This is a genomic window from Amycolatopsis sp. NPDC045836, assembly GCF_056431745.1.
In genome coordinates, this window is record NZ_JBWKKF010000023.1 from 102624 (window position 1) to 116334 (window position 13711).

A 13711-nucleotide genomic window follows, 5' to 3' on the forward strand; every position below is an offset into this window, starting at 1 on the left:
CTCTGCTTCCTGAGGTGTGGCGTCGGTCCCGGCCTTCCGGGGTTTCTGGGCCGCCTTTGAGCGCTCGGGTGGGGCGCTCAGGCTCTCGGACTGCCCACCTCCCGGATTCCCCCGAAGGGTCAGAGGAGCGTCGGGAGCAGGTGACGCGGCAGGTCGATGAGGCGGTACGGGTGCAGGGACGCCGGGGCGCCCGGCACGTTCGCCAGGCGGGCGTGCGCCCGGGTCAGCAGCGGCGAAGGGGAAGCCACGGCATCGGCGACCACGACCGCGTGCTTGTTGTCCGGCAGGCTCCGCAGCAGCTTCAGCTGGTACTTCCCGCCGATGAGGTCCGAAAGGGCCTTCTGGGCAGCGGCGTTGACCAGGTCCGGGTGTGAGTTCGGCACCAGGACCACCACTCGGGACGCGTTCGTGGCGAGCAGCAGGCGCAGCAGCCACGGGCCCGGGTCGCCGGACAGGTCGAAGGCCAGTGCGGCGTCCGGTTTGCCGTTGATCGGGGTCGACCAGTCCGGGCGCGGGGTCTCCACCACGGGACGGTCGGCGACCGCGCGCACCCGGTCCATCAGCGCCGTTCCGGGGGACGTGGCTTCCACCGATTGCGGGCCGTGCGTGTAGATGCCCTGCTTCCCGGACCGCTTCCTGGCGCGCGCCGTCGGCTGGCAGACGTACAGGTCGGCGGCCGCGCCGATCGCCTGCGCGCCGTCGTAGGAGTGGAAATCCGGCAGGATCGCTTCGAACGTGAGCCCCAGCCGCACCAGTTCCTGCTGCACCTGCCCGCCGAGCGCCGGGTGCCGCGGGCTGTAGCCGTAGGCCAGCAGCACCCGGCCCAGCGGCGGATCCGCCAGCGCCTCCACCGCCCGCGCGGCGAACAGGCCCATGCCCTCCGGGGTGTACGGCGGATCGCTGAACACCAGGTCCGCGGAACCGGCCACGGCGTGCGGCAGCCCGACGCGCAGATCGGCGTGCAGCGTGCGCACCGCGCCGCCGGACCGCTCGTCCACATAGGCCAGCACGCGCTCGTCGAGGTCCACCACGGTCAGGTCGGCGTCCGGCCGCACCGCGTGCACGGCCAGCGAAGTGAGATCGTGGTCACCCAGGAACACCAGGCGCGCCTCGTCGAGCCGGTACCGCTCGTCCAGCCACAACGCCCGTCGCACCACGGTTTCCGGGGTGGCCTGCACGTGGTCCAGCGCGGGCAGCGGCGGCGGGGCGTGCTCGACCCACCGTGACACCGCCGCGAGCAACTCGGGTGGCTCGTGCGGATCACGCGGCAGGAATTCCGCGTAACGCGAAACAGCGGACGGGCGCAGCCGCACCGCGACCCCGTCGCGTTCGAGATCGGAACCGAGTGATCCGAGCAGTTCTTCCACGCTCCGCCGCGGTACCGCGGCCCGCCGCACCAGCTCGCCGAACGGGATCCAGTCCGCCAGCAGCGCGAGCGCCGTGCGCAGCGGACGCTGGTGCACCCCGTGGGACCGCAGGACTTCGCTCAGTGAACTCACGGTGCACAAGATATGGAATGGCGTGCCGAGGGCATCGACTTGGGCTAGGGTTTTCCGACCTGTGGACCCTCCAGGGTCGTTGATGGGAGTGCCACGTGGCAATCGAGTTCCAGGGCGTGACGAAGCAGTACCCGGACGGGACCGTCGCGGTCGACAACCTCAGCCTCACGGTGGAGGACGGCACCATCACGGTGTTCGTCGGGCCGTCCGGCTGCGGCAAGACCACCTCGCTGCGGATGATCAACCGCATGGTCGAGCCGACGTCGGGCACCGTGCTGCTGAACGGCGAGGACGTCTGCGACTCGCCACCGGCGCAGCTGCGCCGCGGCATCGGGTACGTGATCCAGCACGCCGGGCTCTTTCCACATCGGACGGTCCTGGACAACGTGGCCACCGTGCCGCTGCTGTCCGGCTGGGGCAAGGCGAAGGCGCGCAGCCGCGCGGCCGAACTGCTGGAGACCGTCGGCCTGCCCGCGGAACTGGGCAAGCGCTACCCCGCCCAGCTCTCCGGTGGCCAGCAGCAACGCGTCGGCGTGGCGCGGGCGCTCGCCGCCGACTCGCCGGTGCTGCTGATGGACGAGCCGTTCTCCGCGGTGGACCCGGTCGTGCGCGAGGGCCTGCAGGACGAACTGCTGCGGCTGCAGCAGCAACTCGGCAAGACCATCGTCTTCGTCACGCACGACATCGACGAAGCCGTCCGCCTCGGCGACAAGGTCGCGGTGATGCGGGTGGGCGGCAAGCTCGCCCAGTACGGCACGCCGTCGGAAGTGCTGCGCCACCCGGTCGACGACTTCGTCGCCGCCTTCGTCGGCAAGGACCGCGGTTACCGCGGCCTGTCCTTCCTCACTTCGGAGGACGTGCGGATCGAGCCGGTCGAGAAGGTCGAGATCGGCACGGTGCCGGGCGCGGGGGCCACCTGGCGCCTCGCGGTCAACGGCGACGGCGAGCCACGGGGCTGGCTGCCCCCGAATTCCACAGTGGACGGTGAACTCGCCGAAGGGGACCTGGTCGCCGGTGGATCGCTGTACCAGCGGGGCACCCCGGTGCGGGGCGCGCTCGACGCGGCGCTGTCCTCTCCGGCCAGCCTCGGCGTGGTCGTCGACGAAGACGGCCGGGTGGTCGGCGCGGTGACCGCGCGCCAGGTGCTGGACGTGATCGAGCGGCACCCGCAGGGAGCGGCTGGGTAGGGGGCGGGACATGGGCGAGTTCTTCGGCGAACTCGGGCGCTACCTGGCCAGCGCCAACAACCGCGCGCAACTGCTGCAGAACCTGCTGGAGCACCTCTACCTGGCCCTGCTGCCACTGGTGTTCGGCGTGGTGCTGGCGGTGGCGATCGGCTGGCTCGGCAAGCGGTGGCGGGTGGCGCGCCGGGTGGCGATGGTGGGGTCCAACCTGCTCTACACCGTTCCGTCGCTGGCGTTGTTCGTGGTGGTCCCCGGGCTGATCGGGACGAAGATCCTGGACAGCGTCAACGTGGTGGTGGCGCTGACCGTCTACACCACCGCGCTGCTGGTGCGCCCGGTGCTGGACGCGCTGGATTCGGTGTCCCCGCCGGTGATCGCGGCCGCCACCGCGATCGGCTACCAGCCGGTGCGCCGCTTCTTCACCGTCGAGCTGCCGCTGGCCGTGCCGGTGTTCGCCGCGGGCGTGCGGGTCGGCGCGGTGAGCAACATCAGCCTGGTCAGCGTCGGCGCGCTGATCGGCACCGGCGGGCTCGGCGTGTTGTTCACCGACGGGTTCCAGCGCGAGTACTTCTCGCCGATCGTGGTCGGCATCGTGCTGACCCTGCTGCTGGCACTGGTCACCGACCTGCTGCTGGTGTGGCTGCTGCGGGTGAGCACGCCGTGGCGGCGGGCCACCGCCGCACCGGCGCCCGAGGGGAGTGCGGCGTGAACGAGATCTTCGCCTGGTTCGGCGACCCGGCCAACTGGCAGGGGCCCGACGGGGTGCCGACGCGGTTGTTCGAGCACCTCGGTTACGTGTTGCTGGCGCTGGTGATCGCGCTGGCCGTCGCGCTCCCGCTGGGCCTGTTCGTCGGGCACACCGGACGCGGCGCGGTGCTGCTGGTGGCGGGCAGCAACTCGATCCGCGCGCTGCCCACGCTCGGCCTGGTCACCTTCCTGTTCCTGCTGTTCACCGTGGAGGGGCCGGCGACCACGATCGCGCTGGTGGTGCTGGCCGTCCCGCCGGTGCTGGCCGCGACCTACGCCGGGTTGCAGGCCACCGACCACGGGGTGGTCGACGCCGCGCAGGGGGTCGGCATGACCGGCTGGCAGCGGTTGTGGAAGGTCGAGGTGCCGATCTCGCTCCCGCTGGTGCTCGGCGGCGTGCGCAACGCGGTGCTGCAGCTGGTGGCGACCGCGGCCGTGGCGGCCTACGTCGGCCTCGGCGGGTTCGGCCGGTTCCTGCTCGACGGGCTGGCCGTGTTCGACTACGGCAAGGTGGTCGCCGGTGCGGTGCTGACCGCGCTGCTGGCCATCGTGCTGGACCTGGTGTTCGCGGGCCTGCAACGGGCCGTGGTGCCGAAGGGGGTCCGGCTGGCTGCGCTGGCCGCCGGGAAGCAGGCCAAGGCGGCGGGAGGCGGCGAATGAGGCGACGGCTGGGAGCTGTGCTGGCGGTGGTCGCCCTGCTCACCACCGCCTGCGGCAATCCGTTCGAAGGCGGTGCCGAGGGCGGGGCTACCGGCGAGATCATCATCGGCGCCTCCGACGTGGGCGAAAGCCTGCTGCTGGCGCAGATCTACGCGGGTGCGCTGCGCAACGCCGGGGCCGAGGACGTCACCGTGCGGCCGCCGGTCGGGGGCCGCGAGGTGGTGGTCAAGGCGCTGCAGGACCGCTCGCTGTCGGTGGTGCCCGACTACAGCGGCAACCTGCTGCGGTACTTCGACAAGAACACCGGGGCGACCACCTCCGAGGACGTCTACGGCGAGCTGCGGCAGAAGCTGCCCGCCGGGTTCGAGGTGCTCGACCAGGCGCCCGCCGAGGACAAGGACCTCCTGGTGGTGCGCCGGGAACTGGCCGACTCGGGGGTGCGCACGTTCTCCGACCTCGGGCCGCGCTGCGGTGAACTGGTCTTCGGCGGCCCCGGCCAGTGGAGCGACCGCTGGAAGGACAAGATCAAGGCGCTCTACGGCTGCGAGTTCAAGGAGATCCGCACCACCGACACCGGTGGCCCGGTGACCGTGGCCGCGCTGCGCTCGGGTGAGATCCAGGTGGCGGACCTGTTCAGCACCTCGTCGACCATCGCCAGCAACGGTTTTGTGCCGCTGGAGGACGACAAGAACATGTTCCCCGCGCAGCACATCGTGCCGCTGGTGGCCGAGGGCACGCTGAACGAGCGCGAGGTGAAGGCGCTCAACGACGTGTCCGCCGCACTGACCACCGAGAAGCTGACCCGGCTGAACGTGGAATTCAGCGAGGAGAAGCAGAACCCGCTCGACATCGCGGAGGAGTTCCTGCGGGAGAACGGACTCGCCTAGAGCCGGTCGAAGGCCGGGGCGTAGTGGAACGCGCCGGTGAACTCCGCCGAGTACGCGCTCAGCCGGCGCACCTGGAAGTACGGCACCCAGTCCGGGGTGGACGGTGTGATGCCGTGCTCGGCGGCGGGCTCGAAGCCGAACCGGGAGTAGTAGCCGGGGGAGCCGAGCAGCACCACGGCCGGGAGGTCCAGTGCGTCCGCGGCGGCCAGCACGGCGTGCATCAGCGCCGAGCCGACCCCCGCCGACTGGAGTTCCGGCAGCACCCCGAGCGGGCCGAGGCCGACCGGTCCCGGGGTGTTCGCGATGCGGGCGTGGCTGCAGCAGACGTGCCCGGCGACCCGCCCGCCGACCTCGGCGACCAGGGACAGCGCCGGGATCAGGTCGCCGTCCGCGCGGAGTTCGCCGACCAGCCTCGACTCCACGGTTTCCGCACCCGGTGCACCGGCCTTGGCAAAAGCCGCGTCGTGCACCACCCGGATGGCGGCGGCGTCGGCTTCGGTTTCACGGCGGATGAGCATGCGCCGACCCTGCCGGAGGCCGCTGAAGAGGGCAACCGCATTCCGTGCGCTCGGTAGTCCCTACTTTCGTCGGCGGCCGAACGAGTAGCCACATACTCCGTTGGAAACTTGATTTCAAGGTCTACCTTCGGGGGAATCTCGGACTTACGCTCTCTGCGTGCGACAGAGGGTGAAGATCCTTTCACCCAACGCGCACGCCCCCGTTCCCCGGTTACCCCGATTCGTGCTGCCCGTCGCCCGTGCGGTGGGCCGGCGAACCCTGCCCATGGGAGGACCCGAATGAGCAAGCGCAGACCACTGGCCGCGCTCGGCCTGGCGGCCGGAGTCGCCGTGCTGACCGCGCTCGGCGGCACCACCGCCGCCACCGCCGCGGAAGGCACGGTCGTCGACGCGAACAGCGCCGACGCGGTACCGGGCAGCTACATCGTGGTGCTCAAGGACGGCGTGTCGGCGCAGTCGGTGGAAGGTGCGGCGCAGTCCGTGCTGGCCCGCCACGGCGGCTCGCTGGACCGGCTCTTCACCTCGACCGTGCGCGGCTACTCCGCGAACATGAACGAGACGCAGGCCAAGCGGGCGGCGGCCGACCCCGCGGTGGCCTACGTGGAGCAGAACAAGGTGGTGCGCGCCAGCGCCGACCAGCTGAACCCGCCGTCGTGGGGGCTGGACCGGATCGACCAGCGCAATCTGCCGCTGGACCAGAAGTACAGCTACAGCACCGACGCGGCCAACGTCACCGCGTACATCATCGACACCGGCATCCTCACCACGCACAACGACTTCGGCGGACGGGCCACGCACGGCTACGACTTCGTCGACAACGACAACAACGCCACCGACTGCCAGGGCCACGGCACGCACGTCGCGGGCACCGTCGGCGGGACCGCGCACGGCGTGGCGAAGGCCGCCAAGCTGGTCGCCGTCCGGGTGCTGAACTGCAGCGGTTCGGGCACCACCGCGGGCGTCATCGCCGGGGTGGACTGGGTGACCACGAACGCGGCCAAGCCCGCGGTGGCCAACATGAGCCTCGGCGGCGGCGCGTCGACCACGCTGGACAACGCGGTGCGCAACTCGGTGGCCTCCGGCGTCACCTACGGCTTGGCCGCGGGCAACGACACCGGCGCCAACGCGTGCAACACCTCCCCGGCGCGCACCAAGGAAGCCATCACCGTCGGCTCGACCACCAACACCGACGCGCGGTCGAGCTTCTCGAACATCGGTGACTGCCTGGACATCTTCGCCCCCGGCAGCGGCATCACCTCGGCGTGGATCGGCAGCAACACCGCCACCAACACGATCAGCGGCACCTCGATGGCCACCCCGCACGTGGTCGGCGCCGCCGCGCTGTACCTGGCGGCGAACCCGTCGGCCACCCCGGCGCAGGTCTCCGCCGCGCTGGTGGAGAACGGCACCAAGGGCAAGGTGACCAACCCGGGCACCGGCTCGCCGAACGTGCTGCTCTACACCGGGACCGGCGCGCCGGACCCCGGGCCCACCCCGTGCGCCACCACGGCGAACGCCACCGACGTGGCCATCCCCGACTCGCCGGGTGGCGCGGTGACCAGCTCGATCACCGTCGCCGAGTGCGCGCGCAACGCCAGCGCCACCACCAAGGTCGACGTGCAGATCAAGCACTCCTACCGGGGTGACCTGGTGATCGACCTGGTCGCGCCGGACGGCACCGCGTACCGCTTGAAGAACTCGAACAACGACTCGGGTGACGACGTGAACGCCAGCTTCACCGTGAACGCCTCGTCCGAGGCCGCCAACGGCGTGTGGAAGCTGCGGGTGCAGGACGTCTACCGGGCGGACACCGGCTACCTCGACAGCTGGACCCTGACGGTCTGACCCCCCTGAACGACGGTGGGGCCGCCCCCGCGTGCGCGGGAGCGGCCCCACCTGTTTCGCCGGTGGCCTACTCGAAGGCCTTGGCGATGATCGCCTTCTGCTCCACCTCGTGCACCTTGGACGAGCCCGCCGACGGCGCCGCCATCGGCCGCCGCGCGGCCACCTCGAGGCCGCCGAAGACCTCCGGGAACTTGCGCGGCAGGTTCAGCCCGAAGAACGGCCAGGCACCCTGGTTCTCCGGCTCCTCCTGCACCCACATGATCGACTCCGCCGCGGTGTACCGCTCGACCGCGGCCAGCAGCTTCTTCTTCGGCAGCGGGTAGTACTGCTCGATCCGCACCAGCGCCACGTCGTCGATCTGCTGCTTGACCCGCTCGGCGAGCAGCTCCCAGTACATCTTGCCCGAGGTCAGCACCACCTTCCGGACCTTGGCCGGGTCCAGGTGCTGGTCGTCGATCACGGACAGGAACTTCGACTGCTCGGTGAACTCCTCGATCGAGGACTTCACCGCCTTGTCGCGCAGCAGGCGCTTGGGGGTGAAGACCACCAGCGGCCGGTTCACCCCGTCGAGGGCGTGGCGGCGCAGCAGGTGGAAGTAGTTCGCCGGGGTGGACGGCACCGAGACGGTCATCGAGCCCTCGGCGCACAGCTGCAGGAAGCGCTCGATCCGGCCGGAGGTGTGGTCCGGGCCCTGGCCCTCGTGGCCGTGCGGCAGCAGCAGCACCACGTCGGAGAGCTGGCCCCACTTGGCCTCACCGGAGGAGATGTACTCGTCGATGACGGTCTGCGCGCCGTTGACGAAGTCGCCGAACTGCGCCTCCCACATCACCAGCGCGTCGGAGTTGGCCACCGAGTAGCCGTATTCGAAGCCGACCGCCGCGTACTCGGACAGCGCCGAGTCGTAGATCATCACGCGGCCCTGGTTCTCGGCCAGGTGCTGCAGCGGGGAGTACTCCTCGCCGGTCTTGCGGTCGATGAACACCGAGTGCCGCTGGGTGAAGGTGCCGCGGCGGGAGTCCTGCCCGGACAGCCGGACCAGCTTGCCCTCCAGCGCCAGCGAGCCGAAGGCGAGCAGCTCGCCGAAGGCCCAGTCGATGCCGCCTTCGCGCGACATCTTGTGGCGGCGTTCCATCACCGGCTTGACGCGCGGGTGCGGGGTGAAGCCCTCCGGCACGTTGATGAAGGCGTCGCCGATGCGCTCGACCACCTCGCGGGACACCGCGGTCGGCACCTTGGCGGGCACCTGCTGCTCCTCCTCGACCGAGGGGCTCGCCTTCACCGGGTGCTTCTCCAGCTCGCGGACCTCGTTGAAGACGTGCTCCAGCTGGCTGGAGAAGTCCCGCAGCGCGGCCTCGGCCTCTTCCACGGAGATGTCCCCGCGGCCGATCAGCGACTCGGTGTAGGTCTTCCGCACGCTGCGCTTGGTGTCGATGATGTCGTACATCGCCGGCTGCGTCATCGACGGGTCGTCGCCCTCGTTGTGCCCGCGGCGGCGGTAGCAGATGAGGTCGATCACCACGTCCTTGTTGAACGCCTGGCGGTAGTCCACGGCCAGCTTGGCCACCCAGTGCGCGGCCTCGGGGTCGTCACCGTTGACGTGGAAGACCGGCGCGCCGATCATCTTCGCCACGTCGGTGGCGTACTGCGAGGACCGCGAGTTCTCCGGCGCGGTGGTGAAGCCGACCTGGTTGTTGATGATCAGGTGCACGGTGCCGCCGGTGCGGTACCCGCGCAGCAGCGCCAGGTTCAGCGTCTCGGCGACCACGCCCTGACCGGCGAACGCGGCGTCGCCGTGCAGCAGCACCGGCAGCACGGTGAAGCCCTCGCCGCCCTTGTCCAGGATGTCCTGCTTGGCGCGGACGATGCCCTCGAGCACCGGGTCCACGGTCTCCAGGTGCGACGGGTTCGCGGTCAGGGACACCTTGGTCTCCCCGTCGCCGAACATGCGGAAGTACTTGCCCTCGGCCCCGAGGTGGTACTTCACGTCACCGGAGCCGTGGGCCTGGCCCGGGTCGAGGTTGCCCTCGAACTCCTGGAAGATCTGCGAGATCGGCTTGCCGACGATGTTGGCCAGCACGTTCAGCCTGCCGCGGTGCGGCATGCCGATGACGACCTCGTCCAGCTCGTACTCGGCGGCCTTGTCCAGCACGGTGTCCAGCAGCGGGATCGCGGTCTCGCCGCCCTCCAGGGAGAACCGCTTCTGCCCGACGTACTTGGTCTGCAGGAAGGTCTCGAAGGCCTCGGCGGCGTTCAGCTTGGACAGCACGTACTTCTGCACGGCGGGGTCCGGCTTCTCGTGCGGGACCTCCACCCGCTCCTGGATCCACCGGCGCTCGTCCGGGTCGATGATGTGCGTGTACTCGATGCCGACCGTGCGGCAGTACGAGTTGCGCAGCACCCCGAGGATGTCGCGGAACTTCATCCGCTCCTGCCCGGCGAACCCGCCGACCGGGAACTCGCGGTCCAGGTCCCACAGGGTGAGCCCGTGGGTCAGCACGTCGAGGTCCTCGTGGCGGCGCTGGCGGTAGTTCAGCGGGTCGGTGTCGGCCATCAGGTGACCGCGCATCCGGTAGGCGTCGATCAGCTCGATCACCCTGGCGGTCTTGTCGACCGCGCCCTCGGGGATGTCGGCCACCCAGCGGATCGGCTCGTACGGCAGGCGCAGGCTGGTGAAGACGTCGTCGTAGAAGCCGTCGGCGCCGAGCAGCAGCTCGTGGATGCGCTTGAGGAACTCGCCGGACTCCGCGCCCTGGATGATCCGGTGGTCGTAGGTGGAGGTCAGCGTCATGATCTTGCTGACCGCCAGGTCGACCAGGGTCTTCTCGCTGGTGCCCTCGAAGGACGCCGGGTACTGCATGGCCCCGACACCGATGATGCAGCCCTGCCCGGCCTGCAGCCGCGGCACCGAGTGGTTGGTGCCGATGCCGCCCGGGTTGGTCAGCGAGATGGTGGTGCCGGAGAAGTCGTCCGCGGTGAGCTTGTTGTTGCGGGCCTTCTTGACGATCTCCTCGTAGGCCTGCCAGAACTGCAGGAAGGTCATGTTCTCGGTGGCCTTGATCGAGGCCACCACCAGCGTGCGGGCGCCTTCCTTGCCCTTCATGTCGATCGCCAGCCCGAAGTTCACGTGCTCCGGGGTCACCGCGAACGGCTTGCCGTCGATCAGCTGGTAGTGCCGGTTCATGTTCGGGAAGTCGCGCAGCGCGCGCACCATCGCGTAGCCGATGAGGTGGGTGAAGGAGATCTTCCCGCCCCTGGTCCGCTTCAGGTGGTTGTTGATCACGATGCGGTTGTCGGCCATCAGCTTGGCCGGGACCGCGCGCACGCTGGTCGCGGTCGGCACGGACAGCGAGGCGTCCATGTTCTTGGCGATCGCGGCGGCCGCGCCGCGCAGCGGCTTGCTCTCGGCTTCGCTGCTGCTCTTGGCGGCGGCGGGCTCGGCCTTCTTCGCCGGGGCGGCCTTGGCGGGCGCGGGCTTGGCGGGGGCCGGTTCGGCATGCTCGCCGGTCTCCGGCTTGGCCTGCTCCGGCTTGGCCTGCTTCGGGGCCGACTGGCGGGCCGCCGACTCGGCGTTCTGCTGCGACTTGGCCGAGGGCGGGGTGGCCTGGCCGTTCGAGGTGGTCGACGCCTCCGCCTTGGCGTTCGCGCGGGCGCTGTCGGCCTTGGACTGCGCGTCCTGGGTGGGCTTGAAGTCGGCGAAGAAGTCATGCCAAGCGGCATCCACCGATGAGGGGTCGGCCAGGAACTGGTCGTACATCTCTTCGACCAGCCACTCGTTGGGGCCGAACTGTGACGCAGGGCTGCTGCTGGACACGGCTTGGGCTCGCCTCTATCCATACTCGATCTTGGGTCCGGTTACGCGCCTACCAGGCTAACCCCCTCGCTCCGGCGCGTGTGACCGAAGTGGCCCTAGCAGGCGGACGGGAGGTTGGCATTTGTCACTGAATCGATACGGGAGGGTGGTTGCGCCTCCGGTCCGGACCCGCGCGGGATGATGGGGAACCGCGGGCGGCCGGCCGCCGTCTGTGTCGGAGAGGGACTTACGGGAGGGGTGTCCGGTGGCTGACCTGGCCGACGTCGAACGCATGGTGAACGACTGGGAGCGCGACGCGGCCGAGAAGTCGCAGCGGTACCAGGCGATGCAGGCGCAGGTCGAGCGCATTTCGATCACCGAGTCGGTGGCCGCCGGGGCGGTGAGCGTGACCGTCGGGCACAACGGGCTGCCCACCGACGTCAAGATGACCCAGGCCGTGCTGAAGATGAGCCCGGACGAGATCGCCGCGAACGTGCTCCGGGCGATGCAGAAGGCGCAGTCGAAGTACCCGGAGCGGCTGGCCGAGATCACCGCCGAGACCGTGGGTGACGACGCGACCACCCGGCACCTGGTGGCCACCGCGGTGGACAACTTCCCGGCGCCGCCGGACGAGGAGGAGCCCCCCGCCGCCGGGCAGCCGCAGCAGCGGCAGCTGTACGAGCGCGAAGACGAAGAGCCTGCTCCGCCTGCTTCGAAGACGCCGCCTCTCGCGCCCAAGCCGACGCCGCGGCGGAAGACCGGCCCGGACGACGAGGACGGCGAGGACTTCAGCGACCAGTCGTTCCTGCGCCGCGACTAGGAGGGGTGAGCGATGCCACAGGGCTACGAGGTACTCAACGACGAACTGACCGTGCACGCCGGCAAGGTCGACGGCTTCTCCGAGCGGATGCAGACCGCGGTGGACGCGGCGAACACGGTGACCATGGACGACAGCGCCTACGGGGTGATCTGCCAGCCGTTCGCGATGTTGCTGCAGCCGTTCGAGGAGATGGGCGTCAACGCGCTGAAGACGGCGGTGGAGTCCCTGAAGGAGACCTCGGCCAAGGTCCGCGACTCGGCCGCGGCGTACGAGGAGCGCGAGGGCGGCACCGCGAAGGCGCTGAAGAACGCCGAAGCCGGCTGAGCCCACGCCGGGCCAGGGGCGCGAGCCCGTTGCGGACGCCGACGCCGGGCGGGAGGATCGGGGGGCGGAGGTGGTTCGGCTGTGCTTCTCGGAGGTGGTCCGGATCCGGCTCGCCCGTGATCGCGAGCTGTTGATCGCCGAGGGGCGCCTGGTCGGCTGGCGCCTCGCCGAGGCTCAGGACCAGGTGCTGGTCGAGCACCTGCGGGTGTTCGAGAACGGGCGGCTGGACGTGCTGCTCGCCGGTGGCCCCCGTGACCGGGTGGCGCTGGAGCGGCTGCGCCTGCGATTGGCGGACAGCCCGGCAGCCGGTTCGCCGATGACCGCGCTGCTGAACGGCTACATCGCGGAAATGCTCGCCGTTTTCGACCTCGAAGTGGACGGAACCGCTCTAGGATGAACCATCTTTTCGCCGGTTTTGGGTGGTGGAGTTCCGTGGGCTGCGTTTTCGAACTCGGTGGGGAAGCGGTGTGGAGCCCGGCGTCGCGCGTCGGGGAGACCTACCTGGCGCTGGCCGGCGGGCTGGCGGGCCTGGTCGGCGTGCCCACCGGCGTCACCGGGACGGCGGCTGATACCCACCGGGTGGACATTGTTCAATTCGACGTGTTCACCAAACGCGTATTCGAAGAATATTTCCGGTCCGGCCACGAACTGCGGCGGATGATGGTGGACGGCGTGCTGCGGCCGTCGATCGTGATGCTGGTGCGCGGGGGCGGGCGGATCGAGCCCGCCACCGAGGAGCAGCGGCTGTACCTGGCCGAGGCGGACCGGCTGGCCGGTGCGATGCCCGCCTAGGTGTGATGTCCAGGGACGTTGTCCCGGATTGAGGTGGCCAAGCGCGGCCTGTCGTGCAGACAGGTGAAGGCCTCCGGTTGTGAAGTGGAGCTGTCTAGGAACCGCTTCACCGTCCGGAGGCCTTCGTGTCCCACCCTAACGCCACCCTGACCCCACGCACCCGATTGCGGCTCGCCCGGTTGATCGTCGAGCAGGGGTGGACCTGCACCGAAGCGGCGAAGATGTTCATGGTCGCCGCCAAGACCGCCCGCAAGTGGGCACAGCGCTACCAGGACCAGGGTGAGGCCGGGATGGCTGATCGCAGCTCACGGCCCCTGCGCAGCCCGGCCCGCACACCCGAGCACCTGGTGCGGGCGATCGTGCGGCTGCGCTGGCGGCACCGGCTGGGCCCGGCCCAGATCGCCGGCCGGCTCGGACTCCCCGCCTCGACCGTGCACGCAGTGCTGACTCGCTGCCGGATCAACCGCCTGTCCCGCATCGACCGGGTCACCGCAGAACCGCTGCGCCGCTACGAACACCCCTACCCCGGATCGCTGATCCACGTCGATGCCACCAAGTTCGGCAACATCCCCGACGGCGGCGGCCACCGCTACGTCGGCCGGCAACAAGGCGAACGCAACAAACGAGCCACCGCGGGCCTGCCCC

Annotated in this window: 13 protein-coding genes; 10 read left to right on the forward strand and 3 right to left on the reverse strand. The window is 70.2% G+C overall.

The window, feature by feature from the left end; translation table 11 throughout:
* Positions 1–119: 119 nt before the first annotated feature.
* Positions 120–1499, reverse strand: coding sequence for a bis-aminopropyl spermidine synthase family protein (locus AC07EG_RS33220; protein WP_478257189.1), 1380 nt, complete (start codon positions 1497–1499; stop codon positions 120–122).
* A 95-nt stretch (positions 1500–1594) separates the two neighbouring features.
* Here AC07EG_RS33220 and AC07EG_RS33225 point away from each other — a divergent pair, with 95 nt between their 5' ends.
* The 4 genes from AC07EG_RS33225 to AC07EG_RS33240 are packed head-to-tail and all read left to right on the forward strand — an operon-like array spanning position 1595 to position 4977.
* Positions 1595–2686 carry an ABC transporter ATP-binding protein gene (locus AC07EG_RS33225; RefSeq protein ID WP_478257190.1) on the forward strand — a complete coding sequence of 364 codons (1092 nt, stop codon included), beginning with the start codon at positions 1595–1597 and terminating at the stop codon, positions 2684–2686.
* A gap of 10 nt (positions 2687–2696) precedes the next feature.
* Positions 2697–3392, forward strand: a complete 696-nt coding sequence (locus tag AC07EG_RS33230) for an ABC transporter permease (protein ID WP_478257191.1) — start codon at positions 2697–2699, stop codon at positions 3390–3392.
* A complete protein-coding gene (locus AC07EG_RS33235) occupies positions 3389–4090 on the forward strand; it encodes an ABC transporter permease (RefSeq protein WP_478257192.1) in 702 nt (233 codons plus the stop codon). Before AC07EG_RS33230 ends, AC07EG_RS33235 begins: the two co-directional genes overlap by 4 nt.
* Positions 4087–4977, forward strand: a complete 891-nt coding sequence (locus tag AC07EG_RS33240) for an ABC transporter substrate-binding protein (protein WP_478257193.1) — start codon at positions 4087–4089, stop codon at positions 4975–4977. The genes AC07EG_RS33235 and AC07EG_RS33240 overlap by 4 nt, the downstream gene beginning before the upstream one ends.
* Here the strand turns inward: AC07EG_RS33240 and AC07EG_RS33245 are convergent.
* On the reverse strand, positions 4974–5495 hold the full coding sequence (locus tag AC07EG_RS33245) for a GNAT family N-acetyltransferase (RefSeq protein ID WP_478257194.1): 522 nt from the start codon (positions 5493–5495) through the stop codon (positions 4974–4976). The genes AC07EG_RS33240 and AC07EG_RS33245 overlap by 4 nt on opposite strands.
* A gap of 279 nt (positions 5496–5774) precedes the next feature.
* Here AC07EG_RS33245 and AC07EG_RS33250 point away from each other — a divergent pair, with 279 nt between their 5' ends.
* Complete coding sequence (locus AC07EG_RS33250) at positions 5775–7340, forward strand: S8 family peptidase (protein ID WP_478257195.1); 1566 nt, start codon at positions 5775–5777, stop codon at positions 7338–7340.
* Between the two features lie 67 nt (positions 7341–7407).
* Here AC07EG_RS33250 and AC07EG_RS33255 read toward each other — a convergent pair whose 3' ends face one another.
* Positions 7408–11151, reverse strand: a complete 3744-nt coding sequence (locus tag AC07EG_RS33255; protein WP_478257196.1) for a multifunctional oxoglutarate decarboxylase/oxoglutarate dehydrogenase thiamine pyrophosphate-binding subunit/dihydrolipoyllysine-residue succinyltransferase subunit — start codon at positions 11149–11151, stop codon at positions 7408–7410.
* 244 nt (positions 11152–11395) lie between these two features.
* Here AC07EG_RS33255 and AC07EG_RS33260 point away from each other — a divergent pair, with 244 nt between their 5' ends.
* The 5 genes from AC07EG_RS33260 to AC07EG_RS33280 all read left to right on the forward strand — a co-directional run.
* Positions 11396–11950 (forward strand): YbaB/EbfC family nucleoid-associated protein, encoded by a 555-nt coding sequence (locus tag AC07EG_RS33260; protein ID WP_478257197.1) that lies wholly within the window; start codon positions 11396–11398, stop codon positions 11948–11950.
* 12 nt (positions 11951–11962) lie between these two features.
* Entirely contained in the window at positions 11963–12274 is a 312-nt protein-coding gene (locus AC07EG_RS33265) for a type VII secretion target (RefSeq protein ID WP_478257198.1), read from the forward strand.
* A 70-nt stretch (positions 12275–12344) separates the two neighbouring features.
* Positions 12345–12671 (forward strand): hypothetical protein, encoded by a 327-nt coding sequence (locus AC07EG_RS33270; protein WP_478257199.1) that lies wholly within the window; start codon positions 12345–12347, stop codon positions 12669–12671.
* A 35-nt stretch (positions 12672–12706) separates the two neighbouring features.
* The gene (locus AC07EG_RS33275; protein ID WP_478257200.1) at positions 12707–13066 is read left to right on the forward strand and encodes a DUF6086 family protein; all 360 of its coding nucleotides are present in this window, start codon (positions 12707–12709) and stop codon (positions 13064–13066) included.
* Positions 13067–13191: 125 nt separating this feature from the next.
* The coding region (locus AC07EG_RS33280; RefSeq protein ID WP_478257201.1) for a helix-turn-helix domain-containing protein at positions 13192–13711 on the forward strand (520 nt) is incomplete at its 3' end.

What these genes read in the sequence shown, in the direction of transcription:
- AC07EG_RS33230 (WP_478257191.1), top strand. Translation starts at nt 2,697, where the DNA reads ATGGGCGAGTTCTTCGGCGAACTCGGGCGCTACCTGGCCAGCGCCAAC.
- AC07EG_RS33240 (WP_478257193.1), top strand. Translation starts at nt 4,087, where the DNA reads ATGAGGCGACGGCTGGGAGCTGTGCTGGCGGTGGTCGCCCTGCTCACC.
- AC07EG_RS33245 (WP_478257194.1), bottom strand. Translation starts at nt 5,495, where the DNA reads ATGCTCATCCGCCGTGAAACCGAAGCCGACGCCGCCGCCATCCGGGTG.
- AC07EG_RS33250 (WP_478257195.1), top strand. Translation starts at nt 5,775, where the DNA reads ATGAGCAAGCGCAGACCACTGGCCGCGCTCGGCCTGGCGGCCGGAGTC.
- AC07EG_RS33265 (WP_478257198.1), top strand. Translation starts at nt 11,963, where the DNA reads ATGCCACAGGGCTACGAGGTACTCAACGACGAACTGACCGTGCACGCC.